Here is a 15,436-nt window from a genome sequence, read left to right as displayed (position 1 = left end):
CGCATATCTAGTGCATGCGTTTGACACAACAGACAAACTACGCCGTGCGCGCGCTCATGTACTGCGCCGTCAATCCGGACAAGCCAAGCAAGGTCGCCGACATCGCGGCCAGCTTCGACATGTCCGAAACCCACCTGTTCAAGATCATGAAGGTCCTGGTCGACGCCAACCTGATCAAGACCATCCGTGGCCGCAACGGCGGCGTCATGCTGGCCCGGCCGGCGGAGCAGATCACTGTGGGTGAAGTTGTGCGTGCGGCGGAAGAGAGCTTCCTTCTGGCCGAGTGTTTCGACAGTGGCCGCAAGGACTGTCCGCTGATCATGTCCTGCGGCTTCAACGGCCTGCTGCACGAGGCGCTCGAAGCCTTCATGGAAGTGCTCGACACCAAGTCCATCGCGGATCTTTCCGAAGACCGTTTCGGCATGCGCGATCTCCTGAAGATCGACGTCGCGGAGGCGCCGATCGCGGCCAACGCGTAAACCACGCTCCCGAACCGATATCCGGGAGGCGCCACCGTCAGGCCGGCGCCTTTTTTGCGCAATTTTTCCCCATCCTCAGTCGCGATTCCTGACGGCATAAACCTCGGTCGTCATTGCCGGACTGGATCCGGCAATCCATGCCGTGACCGTGCCGCAAAGCGTGGCCCGCCGTGTGGCAAGGCCACGGCATGGATGCCATGGTCGAGCCATGGCATGGCGAAGTCGGGGGAAAGCTCTTATCGCAGGATAGCCGACGTTTCCACCGGGAAGGGCCATCGCGTAATCGCCCGTTTGAAATGAATGTGAAGAGGCGTCACAACTCGGTCGGCGCCCTTTTTGCGTTTGGGTCTGCTGTCCTGAGTCCCCAAAATCCGAACCTCTCCATTCGTCCTTGCCGGACTTGATCCGGCAATCCATGCCGTGACCGTGCCGCAAGGCGTGGCCCGTCGTGTGGCTGGGCAAAGGCATGGATGCCATGGCATGACGAGGTCGGGGGAAGCTTCTGAGGGGGATCGCTCGCGTCCGTCACCGGAAAAGGCCGGGCTGGCTGGCCGCTGAGGGAGAGGAGAGGGCGGTTGGCTGGCCTGGCATTTTTCACCTCCGGTTGCCCGGAAGGTCCTGTCTTTCCAGAACCAGAGGACGCGATTTCCGGTTCCGTTTCGATCAGGCATTGCCTTGATAGGAAAACTTGAGTATGAGTGTCAAGTATAAACTTGAGTTTGAAACTCATCTTTATATTCCAGTGTTCACGCGTTCTCTCGCCGGCTCGAATTTAAGCCGTTTCGGGAGCCGAATAACAAAGGCCAAGGACCGATTGCGCGCCATGACTTTGACTGCCAACAGCCAGAAGCACCGCCTGTCCCTGGGAGCTGACAGCGGCACCCGCCGGGCATTTACAGGCAAGCCCGTGCATGACCTCAAATCGGACTACAACACCCGCGACCTGTTTCGCGGCCAGCGGCAGATCGAGATCCATCACAACGACGAGACCTACCGTCTGTCGATCACCAAGCAGGGCAAACTGATCTTGACGAAGTGAGGGCGGGCGGTGCCGCCCTGTTCCCGCCCTTCAAGAGGCGGACACGAACAGGAGTGAACGGGCGGCAGCCCGTCATTCCTGCTCCCCATCCTCCATCCCACTGGGGGATGGGGACCTGGATCCGGCGGTGTCGCAAGGCTTGCGTCGTGGACCGAGGCAATCAGGCCGCAAAGATCGCGACCGGCTTGCCGACACCGCGCAGGGCGTGTTCACCCATCGCCGTGAGGTCGGTTCGCAATTCGGCCGACAGGGCGTCACGCACAGGTTCTGTCAGCAGAAGCTCGCGGCCAAGCGGCTTGCACAGGGATTCCACACGGCTGGTCTCGTTGACCGCGCGGCCGATGACGGTGAAGTCGAGTCGTTCCTCGCCACCGACATTGCCGAAGAAGACCTCGCCGCGGTGCAGTCCGATACCGATCTTGAGCGGATGCCACAGGGCCGGATCCGGCAGGTCTGCCGGCGGCGACCGGTTGAGATCCGCGATTGCAGAAAGGGCGGCCCTGGCCGCCTTGAACGCCGAATCGGCGGCCGCATTTTCCCCAAGAGCTTTCTGGTCGAAAACGGCCAGGATGCCATCGCCCATGAATTTCAGAATGTCGCCGCCATGGCTGAGAACGGCCTCCGAGACCCGGTCGAAATAGACGTTGAGGATGGCCGTGACGTCCGGTCCGCTCAACTGGTCGGCCAGACGGGTGAAGTCCCGCATGTCCGCCATGAAGACGACGGCGTCGATGGCTTCGCCGTCGCCGCGCTTGATTTCCCCGTCGAGCACCCGCTGTCCCGCAATCGGACCGAGATAGGTGTCGGCGACATTGCGGGCAATGCGCTGCAGGACGTGCCGTTCGACATGCAGCGCAAGCAGGTCGATCAGGCCGCGGATGTGTTTCTTTTCCTTGTCTGGAAAGCCGCCCGGCCGTTTGGTCGCAAATGTCATGGCGTTGTAGGTCTCGCCGGATGCGCTGAGCGGCAGCAGGACATAAGACGTGTACCCTGCATCGGCCAGTTCGCGCGTCAGGGGCGAGGAATTGGCGCCTTCTTCCGTCTTCAGGTCGATCCTGATCGTCTCGCCATGCATGATGACCCTGGAAAGCGGGTTGAGCGTGAACGCCGTCTCATGAAACACGCGCTCGTCTGCGGCGATCTCGTCGCAAATCTGGTCCTCGGCGCTCCACACCCACGAGAAGCCGATTACCCGCGGATGCAATGTGCCGATGCGCAGCATGCACCGGTCGATGGAAAGACCGGCCGCCTGGCAGCGCCACATGAATTCCTCGAACATCAGCATGACGCTGCCGTTCCGCGTCGCCTCGTGCAGCAGCCAATCCTTGATATCGGCGATCGTCTGCTTTTCCGGCGCACAGCCAGGACCGCGGCGTGAGCGCTGAAGCAGTTGTACATGCTGGGCGTAGCTGCGCGGCGAGGGATCAAGCGCGGTTCTGGTCATGCGGGCTCCGGCGGACTGTCTTGCGGCATTATCTCGGCGTATTGCTCCGAAGTTCAATCTGAAAAGGAAGAATGCGGGAAGAAAGGCGCCTAGCTGTTTGCCGGGCCAAGCGGCCCGTCCTTCGAGAGGCCGCTGAAACGGCTCCTCGGGAAGAGGTCAGTGGGGAGTTGCCACAATCCTACCTCATGCTGAGGCGCGTGCACGCACGCGTCTCAGCGGATCCGCAAAACAAAAGGAAGCAGCCAAACAGCCTAGAATGCCGCCTCGACGCCGCCCATCTCCACGTAGACGCTTTTCGTCTGGCTGTAATACTCGATCGCGGCATGGCCGTTTTCCCGGCCGATACCGGATTTCTTGTAGCCGCCGAAAGGCATTTCGATCGGCGTGAGATTGTAGGTGTTGATCCAGCAGGTGCCGGCCTGCAGACCGTCGATCACCCGGTGTGCGCGCTGGATATCCTTCGTGAAAACACCCGCGGCGAGGCCGAATTCCGTATCGTTGGCCCGCGCAATCACCTCGTCTTCGCCGGTAAAGTCGAGCACGCTCAGCACCGGCCCGAAGATCTCCTCGCGGGCGATGGTCATGTCGTCCGTGACATCGGCAAAGACGGTCGGTTGCACGAAATAGCCGTCCGGGAAGCTGTCGACACTTGCCGAGCCGCCACCGCACACCAGCCGGGCGCCTTCGCGCGCGCCGACCTGCATGTAGTGCATCACCTTGTCGAATTGCTGCCGGGAGATCAGGGGCCCGATATTGGTGGCCTCGTCCAGCGGGTCGCCGAGCACGGCGTTGGCGGTGCGCTCGGCCAGGCGCGCCAGGAAGGCTTCCTTGATACCCGTGTGAACGAAGACCCGCGTGCCGTTGGAACAGATCTGCCCGGTGGAATAGAAGTTGGCGTTGATGGCTGCGGAAACCGCGTTGTCGATATCCGCGTCGTCAAAGACGATCAGCGGCGACTTGCCGCCGAGTTCAAGCGTGGTCTTCTTGAGGTGCTCTCCGGCCAGCGCCGCGACCTTGGCGCCGGTCGGCACGGAGCCGGTCAGGGACACCTTGGCGACAGCCGGATGGGCGACCATCTTCGCGCCGACATCGCCGAAACCCTGGATGACGTTGAAGACACCCTCGGGCAGGCCGGCTTCGGTGAGCGCCTCGGCCAGTTTCAGCGCGCTCAGCGGCGTGACTTCCGACGGCTTGAAGATCATGGCATTGCCGCACACGAGGGCGGGTGCCGCCTTCCAGCAGGCGATCTGGATCGGGTAATTCCACGCGCCGATGCCGAAGCAGATGCCGAGCGGTTCACGCTTGGTATAGGCAAAGGAGCCGCCCAAATCGATGTGTTCGCCCGTGAGCGTGGCGGCCAGGCCGCCGAAATATTCCAGGCAGTCTGCACCGGAAGCGGCATCGGCAACCAGCGTTTCCTGCAGCGGCTTGCCGGTGTCGAGCGTTTCCAGGACCGACAGCTCGTGGTTCTTTGCGCGCAGGATTTCCGCCGCGCGGCGCAGCACCCGGCCACGCTCGACGGGCGGCGTGGCCGCCCAGATCTTCTGACCGGCTATAGCGGTCTGGATGGCGGCCTCGACGACGGCGTCGTCCGCGGCCTTGATCTGTGCGATCACCTCGCCGGTGGCGGGGTAGAGGCTGTCGAAAGGGGTGCCGTTCTGGCTTTCCAGATAGGACCCGCCGACATAGTGTGACGCTTGCGGTTGGGCGCGCATGGAAGAGCTCCTTGACGTTTGCTACGACCGGTACTTTGCCGGCTAAATTTAGCGCTGACTGGTGTCCCAGTCCGGATGGATCCACGGCTCCTGGTTGGACGCCGGCAGCGGTTCCTTGCCGAGAATATGGTCCGAGGCCTTTTCACCAACCATAATCGATGGTGCGTTGAGATTGCCATTGGTGATTTGCGGGAAAATCGAGCTGTCGGCAACGCGCAGGCCGTCGACGCCGATCACCCGGCACTGCGGATCGACCACGGCCATCGGGTCGTCCTTGGCGCCCATCCGGCAGGTGCCGCAGGGATGATAGGCGCTCTCGACATGCTCGCGGATGAAATCGTTGAGATCCTCGTCGCTTTGCACCTGGTCACCCGGCTGGATCTCCTTGCCGCGATAGTCGGCAAAGGCGTCCTGACTGAAGATTTCCCGCGTGAGACGGATGCAGGTGCGGAAGTCTTCCCAGTCTTCCTCGTGGGACATGTAGTTGAACAGGATCGACGGCTTGTCCTTCGGGTCGCTGGATGTCAGCCTGATCCGGCCGCGGGACTTCGAGCGCATGGGTCCGACATGGGCCTGGAAACCATGACCTTCCGCCGCCGCCTGACCGTCATAGCGCACGGCGAAGGGCAGGAAGTGATACTGGATATCAGGGTATTTGACGCCGGCCTTCGAGCGGATGAAGGCAGCGCTCTCGAACTGGTTGGACGCGCCGAGCCCCTGCTTGAAGAACAGCCACTGGGCGCCGATCAGGGCCTTGGAAATGAGGTTCCAGTGCTTGTAGAGCGTGATCGGCTGGGTGCAGGCCTGCTGCAGGTAGAGTTCCAGATGGTCCTGCAGGTTGGCGCCGACGCCGGGCCGGTCGGCGACGACATCGATGCCGAGAGCACCGAGATCGGCTGCCGGGCCGATGCCGGACTGCATCAGGATCTTCGGCGAGTTGATCGAGGAGGCGGCCAGAACGACTTCGCGCGCAGCGCGCACCTGGCGGATCTCGCCGCCGGTCTCGTATTCGACGCCGGTGGCGCGCTTGTCCTCGATCAGGATCCGGCGTGCCAAAGCGCCCTTGATCAGGGTCAGGTTGCCGCGCTTGAGGGCCGGTTTCAGATAGGCATTTGCGGCGGACCAGCGGCGGCCCCGGTGGACCGTCATTTCCATGTCGCCGAAGCCTTCCTGGCGCTCGCCATTGTAGTCTTCGGTCACGCCGTAACCCGCCTGGGCACCGGCATCGCGGAAAGCGTGGAACAGCGGGTTCCACTTGGTGCCGCGCTGGACATGCAGCGGTCCGTTGGTGCCGCGCCAGCCGGTCTGGCCACCATGGCTGTGTTCCAGGCGTTTGTAATAGGGCAGCACGTGACGGTAGCCCCAGCCCGAAGCCCCCATGTCTTCCCAGGTGTCGAAGTCGCAGGCATGACCGCGCACATAGACCATGCCGTTGATGGACGAGGAGCCGCCGATCACCTTGCCGCGCGGGGTGGCGAGGCGGCGGCCGCCGAGATGCGGTTCCGGTTCGCTCTGGAAGCCCCAGTCATAGAGCGGCATGTTCATCGGGTAGGAGAGGGCGGCCGGCATCTGGATCAGCGGGCCGATATCGGTGCCGCCGAATTCCAGCAGCAGCACCTTGTTGGCGGGATCTTCGGAAAGCCGGTAGGCGAGGGCGCAACCGGCGGAACCTGCGCCCACGATGATGAAGTCGAACTGGTCGCTCATTGGGGGTCTCCGCGCCGGTCAGCGTTTCGCTTCACGCGCGAGATGCGCGGCAATCTGGGTTTCGACATAGTCCTCGACCATGGCGATGGCGGCGTCCCGGTCGGTCTTGGCATCCGAGAGCGCCTGGCGGATCCACACGCCGTCGATCATCGACGCGGTGCCTTCGGCCACGCGCCGGGCTTCAGGCTGCGGCATGAATGCCCTGAGGTTGTGGGTCAGGTTGGAGGCCAGTCTGGCAGAGTAGATCCCGAGCAGACGCTTGTTGCTTTCAGTGGTGCGCGACTGAACGTAAAAGGCCAGCCAGGCGGCGATGACGGCAGGCTTGAACTGGTCGACGGCAAAGTTGCCGGAGATGATCGCGGTGATGCGCTCGCGCGGGGTTTCAGCCCTGGAAAGGCTGTCGCGGATCGCCCGTCCGAGTTCGGTCAGGAGGTGCCGCATGGTCGCCGCCAGCAATTGGTCCTTTGACCCGAAATAGTGATGCACCAGGCCGCCGGACACGCCGGCGCGCTTGGCAATCTGCGCCATGGTCACGTCGCTGTAGCCGCGCTCATGGATCGCATCGACCGTCGCATCAATCAGGCTGCGCCGCCGCTCCGCTTCCATTCCGACCTTGGGCATGTCGACCTCCAAATCATGAAGTGAGATGGTCTTTCTGGTCTTGATCTCACCCTTTGGTCTTATTTTTAATTGATCAATCAATCAATGAAAACTTGCAAATTTTTCCCGTGGATGTTTGGATCGGGATTAGGCAAGTTGTTGGTGGAACGGGCCGGGGGCAGAATTATCTGGCGGACATCCACCCCCTGCATCTTAACAAGAATGAACATTCCTGAAGGAGGTATCTACATGAATATCACAGCGAAACTCGCTGGAGGTCTGGCGCTTGGTCTGATGCTCACGGGAACGGCACTGGCCAACGACCCTGAATCCTGCAAGGCCGTGCGTTTCTCCGACGTCGGCTGGACCGATATTACCGCTACCACCGCTGCAACTTCGGTTGTGCTGGAAGCACTCGGCTATGAGCCGGACGTCAAGATCCTGTCCGTGCCGGTGACCTACGCGTCCCTGAAGAACAAGGACATCGACATCTTCCTCGGCAACTGGATGCCGACCATGGAAGGCGACATCAAGGCCTACCGGGAAGACGGTTCCGTGGAAACGGTCCGGGCGAACCTGGAAGGGGCCAAATACACCCTGGCCGTACCGAAATACACCTATGACAAGGGCCTCAAGAGCTTCCAGGACATCGCCAAGTTCAAGGACGATCTCGACGGCAAGATCTACGGCATCGAGCCGGGCAATGACGGCAACCGCCTCATCATCGGCATGATCGACGAGAACCTCTTCGGCCTCGAAGGCTTCGAGGTGGTCGAGTCCTCCGAGCAGGGCATGCTGGCCCAGGTGGCCCGCGCCAACCGCCGCGAGAACGACATCGTCTTCCTCGGCTGGGAACCGCATCCGATGAACGCCAATTTCGAGATGGCCTATCTCGACGGCGGCGACGACATTTTCGGCCCGAATTACGGCGGTGCCACGGTCTATACCAACGTGCGCGCGGGCTACGCCAAGGAGTGCCCCAATGTCGGCAAGCTCTTGGAGAACCTGGAATTCTCGCTGGCCATGGAAAACGAGATCATGGGTGCGATCCTGATCGACGGCGAGGACCCGAACAAGGCGGCTGCCGCCTGGCTGAAGGAGCACCCGGCAACCTTCGAAAACTGGCTGGTCGGCGTGAAGACCTTTGATGGCGGCGACAGCTTCGCGGCCGTCAAGGGAGCCCTCGGCCTCTGATTGCTGAAAAATCCGGCGCCGGTGCGGGTCTCCCGCCCGGCGCAAACTTTTTGCAACGACAATTAGAATCCGGAGCGGCAGATTGGATTGGCTGACAGACAACAAGCTGCCGATCGGCCCGTGGGCACGGTCCCTGGTCGATTGGCTCACCGACAATGCCCTTTGGGTATTTGACGGCATTTCATATTTCCTGGAAACGCTGATCGACAGCATCCTGTGGCTGCTCCAGACGCCGCATCCGCTGGTCATCGTGGCGATTGCGGTGGGCCTCGGCTATGCGGTGCATCGCACGATCGCATTCGCTGTGTTTGTGGCGCTTTCGCTGCTGCTCATCATCAACCAGGGATACTGGGAAGAAACCACCGAAACCCTGGCCCTGGTGATCGCGGCCTCCGTGGTCTGCATGGCCGTCGGCGTGCCGGTTGGCGTGTTGGGCGCGCATCATCCGCGCTTTTACGCGGCCATTCGTCCGGTGCTCGACCTGATGCAGACGATCCCGACCTTCGTTTATCTGATCCCGGCGCTGATCCTGTTCGGCCTCGGCATGGTGCCCGGTCTGATCGCAACGGTGATCTTCGCCATTCCAGCGCCGATCCGCCTGACCCAGCTCGGCGTGTCCTCGACGCCAACGGCGCTGATCGAGGCGGGCCAGGCCTTCGGCGCCACCAGGCGCCAGCTCTTGTGGAAGATCGAGTTGCCCTATGCCCTGCCGCAGATCATGGCGGGCCTGACCCAGACCATCATGCTGTCGCTTTCCATGGTCGTTATCGCGGCGCTGGTCGGTGCCGACGGCCTTGGCGTGCCGACCCTTCGGGCGTTGAACACGGTCAACATCGCGCAGGGCTTTGAAGTCGGCGTCTGCATCGTCCTGATCGCCATCGTTCTCGACCGGTTCTTCCGGGCGCAGGAAGGAGGCAAGCGATGAGTGCTTCCAATGCCATGCCCGTGGTTACCTTCAAGGATGTCGACATCGTCTTCGGCGAAAAGCCGGAAACCGCGTTGCCCCTGATCGATGCGGGCAGGACCCGTCAGGAGATCCAGGCGGAAACCGGCCAGATCCTCGGCGTTGCCGGCGCCACATTCGATATCCACGAAGGCGAGGTGATCGTGCTGATGGGCCTGTCGGGCTCGGGCAAGTCGACGCTCCTGCGCGCGGTCAACGGCCTCAACCCGGTCATCCGGGGCGAGGTCCAGGTTCATGACGGCAGCAATTACGTGAACCCGGAAACCTGTTCGGAAAACGATCTCAGGGAATTGCGCCGCCATCGCATCGGCATGGTATTCCAGCAATTCGGGCTTTTGCCGTGGCGCACGGTGGCGGAAAATGTCGGCTTCGGCCTGGAACTGGCGGGCATGCCTCAAAAGGAGCGGGCCTCGAAGGTGGAGGCGCAGCTCAAGCTGGTCGGCCTGACCGGCTGGGGCGAGAAATACGTCCACGAGCTCTCCGGCGGCATGCAGCAGCGTGTCGGCCTGGCCCGGGCCTTTGCCACGGATGCACCGCTGCTCCTGATGGACGAGCCGTTCTCCGCGCTGGATCCGCTGATCCGCGACAAGCTGCAGGACGAGTTGCTCGACCTGCAGAAGGAGCTCAACCGGACCATCATCTTCGTCAGCCATGATCTCGACGAGGCCGCCAAGATCGGTTCGCGCATCGCGATCATGGAAGGCGGCCGGGTGATCCAGCTCGGCACGCCGCAGGAGATCGTCAAGGCGCCGGCGACCGAGTATGTCGCCGATTTCGTCAGCCACATGAACCCGCTCAACGTGCTGCGCGCCCGTGACATCATGGTGCCGCCCGGCAGTCTCTCGGGATCGCTGGCAAACGGCCTCAATTGCGATGCCAACACGCCGATCCGCGAGGTCGCCAGGCTGAAGAAATCCAGTTCGGAGCCGGTGGTCGTGCAAAAGGACGGCGCCATTGTCGGAATGATCGGCGAAAAGGAACTGCTGGACTGCATGCTTTGAGCGGATTTGCGCTCTTTAAGGAAAAACAGACCTGATCCTGAGGAACCGCGTGAGCGGCGTCTCGAAGGATTTGCCGCTTGTCCTGGAACAAGTTGCCGGTCTTTCGAGACGGACCTTCGGTCCTCCTCAGGATGAGGCTATTGTTCCCGGCAGACAAAAAAACGGGGCCGCGAGGCCCCGTTTTCCGTTTTCTTGTCCGCGCCGGCCGTCAGGCGGCGGCGGTCCGAAACTTAGACCAGCTCGAGCTGAGCAGCCTGCTTGCCGCGGCCGCGACGGTCGTCTTCGGCGACGAAGGAGATTTTCGCGCCTTCGACCGGCGTTCCGATCCCGGCCTGCTCGAAAGCAGTCACGTGAACAAAGACATCCTTGCCGCCATTGTCCGGGGTGATGAAGCCGAAGCCACGGTCGTGGTTGAAGAATTTGATGGTGCCGTTCTCACGCATGGAGAAACCTTTCCGCTGGTAGAATGCGCCGTCCCGTTTCCGGCAAGGCGCGGATAAACGAGAAGTCAATAAGAAACGGAAAGCTTGGAATTTCAGAGCAACGCTTGATGGAGCAGCCGCCGAAGTCAGTCTTACCGGGTCTTTCTTCAGTCCCGTACGGCACAACGCGTACCGATGGCCGATAATGTAGGTGCCTCAGCGTCTTCCGGCAAGTGAAACTTGTATTATGGGTGAATTCGCCCGGATTTCCGCGCTTTGGAACCGGCAAAATGTCACTCTTTGGCCCGCCTTTCTTCATCCTTCGGCCAAGACATTGCGCACAATGGCTGTCAGGCGGAGGAGACGTGATGATCAAGAGACTGGCATTGGGAGTGGTTCTGGCCGGTGTTATGACCCCGGCGATGGCGGGCATTCCGGTCGAGGCGGAAAGGACCTGTCCGGTTGGCGGCGAAACCTTCACCATCGTGGAGACGCTGTCCTGCACGACCTTCGGCCGCACAATGTCGTTCAGGAGCCTGTCCTCCTGTGATTTCGTGACGCGCCTGCCGGTCTGTCCCGGCAACGGGCTGCCGCTCTACAAAGAATTCTCTCCGGATGAAGTGACGCGGCTTGAAACACTCCTGGCGACTAGCGCCTTTGCGGATCTCGGCGACCTGGAGCCCTGGCAGAGAGCTTACCGGATAGCGGGCGAGCTTGGCGACACGGGCTCCAAGCAAGGGTTTCTTCTGCTTCTGCAGGCGCTTTGGTATGAAAGCGACAGCTTTCTCAAGAACGCCACGGCTCTTGAGGCCTTCGTGAGAGAAGCCGAGGGCGAGCTGGAGCGTGTCGAAAAACGGGAAAAACCCTTTGTAGCGGCGATCGTGTCCTACACGCTTGCCGCGGCTGGCCAGCCGGACAGGGCGGAAGACTGGTTCGGCAGGGCAACGGCGCTGACGGAGGCCCTTGCCAGTGAGAACGGGGATGTCACCTACTTGCGCGCCTACCTGGAAAAAGTGTCGGCCTGCAGGGCGGACATGTCCGCGGAGAGCTGCTCGCCGAATGCACCCTTCCGGCCGGAATGACGGCTTTCCGGCAAACCGCATGCTTGTGACCCCGGTCACAGCAGCACCACGAGCAGCTTCCTATGTTGGTCTCATGAACAGAGGCGGGCAGGACGCGCCTCTTGAAACCGAAGGGAAACCGTGATGTTCAAGAAAGTCGCTACCACCTCCATCGCGCTGGCTCTTGTTGCCGGTGCAGCCCTGACCACCCAGACCCAATCCGCCAAAGCCGCCGAAGGCTGGCAGGTCGGCGTGGGCATTGCCGGCGGTCTTGCCGCAGGCGCGATCCTGGGCTCCGCCCTGTCACAGCCGCGCTACGTCGGTCCCCCGCCGGCCTATTATCCGGCACCGGCGCCGGTGGTTGTCTACCGCCCGGCACCGTGGTCCCCGGCCTGGTACGATTACTGCAGCCGCAAGTACCGGTCCTTCAACCCGAACACCGGCTACTTCCTGGCCTATTCCGGCCAGTACAAGTTCTGCCGCTAACAGGCATTCCGCTTGAGAGCCGGGGCGCAATCCCCTGACAAAGGGTATCCGGCCACACTCCCTGCAAGGTGCTCCTCCCCGCCTTGCGGGGAGTTTTTTGTTTGCAGTCAGCTGGTGCCTGACAGTCTCTTGGCCGCCCGCATGATGGTCTCGAGCTGGTTGAGAAAACGGGACCGGTCCTGTTTGGTGAAGGATGGACCGCCTTCCTTGATCTCTCCGATCTCGCGCAGATGGGTTTTCAGATCGCGCATGGCGAGGCGCATGCCGATGGCTTCCTCGCTGAACGGCTTGCCGGTAGGACCGAGCACCAGGGCGCCGGCCTTGACGCAGCGCGAGGCCAGCGGCACGTCCGCGGTGATCACGACATCACCGGTCTGCGCCCGTTCCGCGATCCAGTTGTCCGCCTCGTCCGGGCCTTCGGGCACGATCACCCGTTCGATCAGATCGCCTTCGGGCAGGCGCATCCAGCTGTTGGAAACGAATTTGATCGCCACCTTGTGCCGTTCCCCGACCCGGATGGCTTCGTCTTTCACCGGACAGGCGTCGGCGTCCACGTAAAGCACGGTCACGTCAGTTTTCTCCCGTCGTTTTCAGATAGGCCTCAATGCCGTCGGCGGCCCGGGCGCCCATGGCAAAACAGGCTTGCAGCAGATAGCCACCGGTCGGGGCTTCCCAGTCGAGCATCTCGCCGGCGGCGAAAACGCCGGGGCATTTTTTCAGCATCAGTGCCTCATCCAGCTCCTCGAGCGCGACGCCGCCGGCCGAGGAAATCGCCCGGTCGATGGGGTAAGCGGCCTGGCAGGTAACGGAAACGGCCTTGATCCGCTGCGCCAGATCGGTCGGCGCGGACGGCAGGTCGCCGGCTTCACGCACCAGGGCCAGTTCCTCCGGTTTCAGCCTCAGGGCCTTTTTCAGGAAGGTTGCAGCGGATTGCTTGCCGCGCGGTTTCGACAGCTTGCGGGCGAGATCCTCGGCGCTCATCCCGGGACGCAGGTCGATCTCCAGCGTGGCGCTTCCCTCCTGGTTGAGGGTCTCGCGCAGCTCCGCCGAAAGCGCGTAGACGGCACCGCCTTCAAGGCCCTTGCCGGACAGCACGGCTTCGCCGGCCTTGCAGGTGCCTTTGTGGCTCAGCGCAATGCGCTTGAGCGGGCTGCCGGCAAACCGGTTCTTCAGGTGGTCGCTCCAGGCGATCCGGAACCCGCAATTGGACGGCTGGAACCGGTTTATACGGATGCCGCGTGCCTCGAGCAGCGGCACCCAGGCGGCACTGGAGCCGAGTTTCGGCCAGCTGGCGCCGCCCAGGGCAAGCAGGCAGGCACGCGCCGGGAACGGCAGTATCTCGCCGGCCTCGTTTTCAAGCTCCACCGTGCCGTCCCTGCCAAATCCGGTCCAGGCATGCCGGGTCAGGAGCCGGACACCGTTCCGGTCCAGCCGGTGCAGCCAGGCGCGCAGCAGGGGCGAGGCTTTCATGGCTTTCGGGAACACCCGGCCGCTGCTGCCGACAAACGTCTCCTGTCCAAGGCCGTGGCACCAGTCCCGGAGCGCTTGTGGCGGGAAAGCCCGGATGAGCGGAGCCACAAACGGTGCGGCCTCGCGGTACCGCGTTACAAAGCGGTCCGGGTCTTCGCTGTGGGTCAGGTTGAGGCCGCCGCGGCCCGCCATCAGGAATTTGCGCGCAGGCGACGGCATCCGGTCCGCTATCGTGACCGAAACCCCGTTGGCGGACAGACGGTCCGCTGCGAACAAGCCGGTCGGGCCGGCACCGATAATCAGGACATCGCGCATGCGGCCTTATAGTTCAGCCAGGCTGTAAAAGACCACCCTGATGAGACGACCATAATCTCGACGGTTTCTTCAAGTATTTGTTATATCTCTCGTGAGACGATCAAACTGAAGTTGAGTGTCCGGGTATGTTCACGGCGCCTATTCTTCAGAAAGGAGCCGTGAATGGAGAAAACCACGGACCTGATTGTTGTCGCAGATCCGGACAAGGACGTTCAGGCTGGATTTCAGCGCCTGTTTGGCGTGCATATGAAGGTGGCCTGTTTCTCCGAATCCGAAGCGGCTCTTGTTTTTCTGAAGCAGAACCATGGCACGGCGGTGGTCTGTTCCAGCTTCAATCTGCCGGGACGGGGCGGCACGGCCTTTCTTCGTGCGGCGGAATCCATCGTGCCGCAGGCCGCGCGGGTGATGCTGACGCGGGAACAATCCGCCGATTCCGTCAAGAAGGCTCTCAACGAAGGCCACGCCTTCATGTATCTGGAAAAGCCCTGCAAGCCGGCCGATCTGACATCGGCCATGGAACTGGCGCTTGCCCATCACGGACAGCTGTCCAAGGACCGGGCCTTGCTGGAGCGCACCCTTGCGGGATCAATCAAGCTCCTGATCGACATGCTGGCGCTGTTTCACCCGGAGGCCTTCCGGCGCACCGCGACCGTGCGCAAGCAGGCGCTGAAACTGGCCAAAACACTGGGCATGAAGAAGACCTGGGAGCTGGAAATGGCGGTGATGCTGTCGCCGCTCGGCGAGGCACTCCTGCCCAAGGATATCCTGGCCCGCTATCGTGCGGCCCGCAGCCTGACGGAACAGGAGCGGGACGTTCTTGACCGGGCACCGGCACAGTCCCGGGATCTCCTGAAGAACATTCCCCAGCTTGAAAAGGTCTCCGATTACCTGTTCCTGTCGGCACGCGGCTATGACGGTTCTGGGTTTCCCAAGGACGGTCCGGTCGGCGAGGACATTCCGCTTGTCTCCCGCATCCTGAAGCTCTTGACGGACCTGTGGTATGCCAGCCCGGAGAGCGGGCCGGATGCGGCCGCGCTCGAGGCGCTGACCATTAACCAGCGCAAATACGATCCGAAACTGCTCGAACTTGCCAAGACCCTCCTCCTGGACGAGCTGCCCGAGGAGACGCAAAAACATGTTGCGCAGTGCTATATCCGTTCGCTGCGCCCGGGCGACATCCTGATCGACGACGCCCGCACCGAGAGCAGCCACGAGCTGGTGCTGTCGCGCGGCCACATGCTGACCCCCACCACGATCCGGCGGCTCGAGCATTTCCATCAGACCGCCGGCGTGCGCCAGCCGATCCGTGTCGAACGGCACGAAGTGCCCGAAGGCGCCATGAGCGATACGGCTTGAGGGTTTGTTCATGACGGCTGCGCCGTCGCGCCCCCCGCCCTGACCCATCCCACCAGGGGGAGAGAAATTGCATTTTCAATTCCTCGCCTGAGTCGAGGTCAAGGACGTCACCTTCGGTGTCATCAACTCTGTTGTGTGGATCGTCCCTGATGCTTGCCCAGAAGATGACGTTGGAGAGTAGAA

General features: G+C 62.2%; 14 protein-coding genes and 1 pseudogene. 8 read left to right on the top strand and 7 right to left on the bottom strand.

Going from position 1 to position 15,436, the window contains the following annotated elements; genetic code table 11:
* Positions 1-14 precede the first annotated feature (14 nt).
* Positions 15-479 carry an iron-responsive transcriptional regulator RirA gene (rirA, locus tag O6760_RS01640; protein ID WP_094073963.1) on the top strand — a complete coding sequence of 155 codons (465 nt, stop codon included), beginning with the start codon at positions 15-17 and terminating at the stop codon, positions 477-479.
* 823 nt (positions 480-1,302) lie between these two features.
* Positions 1,303-1,518 carry a hemin uptake protein HemP gene (gene hemP, locus O6760_RS01635; protein ID WP_269583753.1) on the top strand — a complete coding sequence of 72 codons (216 nt, stop codon included), beginning with the start codon at positions 1,303-1,305 and terminating at the stop codon, positions 1,516-1,518.
* A 160-nt stretch (positions 1,519-1,678) separates the two neighbouring features.
* On the opposite strand, the gene O6760_RS01630 is transcribed toward hemP, so the two are convergent.
* The 4 genes from O6760_RS01630 to betI all read right to left on the bottom strand — a co-directional run bounded on the left by O6760_RS01630 (position 1,679) and on the right by betI (position 7,005).
* A complete protein-coding gene (locus O6760_RS01630; RefSeq protein ID WP_269583752.1) occupies positions 1,679-2,962 on the bottom strand; it encodes an adenylate/guanylate cyclase domain-containing protein in 1,284 nt (427 codons plus the stop codon).
* Positions 2,963-3,213: 251 nt separating this feature from the next.
* Positions 3,214-4,677 carry a betaine-aldehyde dehydrogenase gene (gene betB, locus O6760_RS01625; RefSeq protein ID WP_269583751.1) on the bottom strand — a complete coding sequence of 488 codons (1,464 nt, stop codon included), beginning with the start codon at positions 4,675-4,677 and terminating at the stop codon, positions 3,214-3,216.
* 48 nt (positions 4,678-4,725) lie between these two features.
* The gene (gene betA / locus O6760_RS01620) at positions 4,726-6,384 is read right to left on the bottom strand and encodes a choline dehydrogenase (protein ID WP_269583750.1); all 1,659 of its coding nucleotides are present in this window, start codon (positions 6,382-6,384) and stop codon (positions 4,726-4,728) included.
* An 18-nt stretch (positions 6,385-6,402) separates the two neighbouring features.
* Entirely contained in the window at positions 6,403-7,005 is a 603-nt protein-coding gene (gene betI, locus O6760_RS01615) for a transcriptional regulator BetI (RefSeq protein ID WP_269583749.1), read from the bottom strand.
* A gap of 228 nt (positions 7,006-7,233) precedes the next feature.
* Here betI and O6760_RS01610 point away from each other — a divergent pair, with 228 nt between their 5' ends.
* The 3 genes from O6760_RS01610 to choV all read left to right on the top strand — a co-directional run bounded on the left by O6760_RS01610 (position 7,234) and on the right by choV (position 10,143).
* The gene (locus O6760_RS01610; protein WP_269583748.1) at positions 7,234-8,178 is read left to right on the top strand and encodes a choline ABC transporter substrate-binding protein; all 945 of its coding nucleotides are present in this window, start codon (positions 7,234-7,236) and stop codon (positions 8,176-8,178) included.
* 82 nt (positions 8,179-8,260) lie between these two features.
* Positions 8,261-9,103 (top strand): choline ABC transporter permease subunit, encoded by an 843-nt coding sequence (choW, locus tag O6760_RS01605; RefSeq protein ID WP_269583747.1) that lies wholly within the window; start codon positions 8,261-8,263, stop codon positions 9,101-9,103.
* Between the two features lie 14 nt (positions 9,104-9,117).
* Positions 9,118-10,143: a choline ABC transporter ATP-binding protein gene (gene choV, locus O6760_RS01600; RefSeq protein ID WP_269586197.1), complete on the top strand. Its 1,026-nt coding sequence runs from the start codon at positions 9,118-9,120 to the stop codon at positions 10,141-10,143.
* A 230-nt stretch (positions 10,144-10,373) separates the two neighbouring features.
* Here choV and O6760_RS01595 read toward each other — a convergent pair whose 3' ends face one another.
* Positions 10,374-10,586, bottom strand: a complete 213-nt coding sequence (locus tag O6760_RS01595) for a cold-shock protein (protein WP_207138371.1) — start codon at positions 10,584-10,586, stop codon at positions 10,374-10,376.
* A gap of 347 nt (positions 10,587-10,933) precedes the next feature.
* Between O6760_RS01595 and O6760_RS01590 the strand changes: the two genes are divergently transcribed.
* Together O6760_RS01590 and O6760_RS33405 are read left to right on the top strand one after the other, a co-directional pair.
* Positions 10,934-11,647 (top strand): hypothetical protein, encoded by a 714-nt coding sequence (locus O6760_RS01590; protein ID WP_269583746.1) that lies wholly within the window; start codon positions 10,934-10,936, stop codon positions 11,645-11,647.
* A 246-nt stretch (positions 11,648-11,893) separates the two neighbouring features.
* Positions 11,894-12,112 (top strand): annotated as a pseudogene (locus O6760_RS33405) (BA14K family protein); the annotation flags it as partial.
* 107 nt (positions 12,113-12,219) lie between these two features.
* Here the strand turns inward: O6760_RS33405 and O6760_RS01580 are convergent.
* Together O6760_RS01580 and O6760_RS01575 are read right to left on the bottom strand one after the other, a co-directional pair.
* Complete coding sequence (locus O6760_RS01580; RefSeq protein ID WP_269583744.1) at positions 12,220-12,681, bottom strand: YaiI/YqxD family protein; 462 nt, start codon at positions 12,679-12,681, stop codon at positions 12,220-12,222.
* Between the two features lies 1 nt (position 12,682).
* On the bottom strand, positions 12,683-13,897 hold the full coding sequence (locus O6760_RS01575) for an NAD(P)/FAD-dependent oxidoreductase (protein ID WP_269583743.1): 1,215 nt from the start codon (positions 13,895-13,897) through the stop codon (positions 12,683-12,685).
* Positions 13,898-14,059: 162 nt separating this feature from the next.
* Between O6760_RS01575 and O6760_RS01570 the strand changes: the two genes are divergently transcribed.
* Positions 14,060-15,253: an HD domain-containing phosphohydrolase gene (locus tag O6760_RS01570; protein ID WP_269583742.1), complete on the top strand. Its 1,194-nt coding sequence runs from the start codon at positions 14,060-14,062 to the stop codon at positions 15,251-15,253.
* Positions 15,254-15,436: the final 183 nt, after the last annotated feature.

The sequence above is a fragment of the Roseibium sp. Sym1 genome (assembly GCF_027359675.1).
In the GTDB taxonomy this organism is placed as follows: Bacteria; Pseudomonadota; Alphaproteobacteria; order Rhizobiales; family Stappiaceae; genus Roseibium.
The sequence above is the reverse complement of the archived record's forward strand: the minus strand, read 5'-3'. Positions and strand labels throughout refer to the sequence as shown.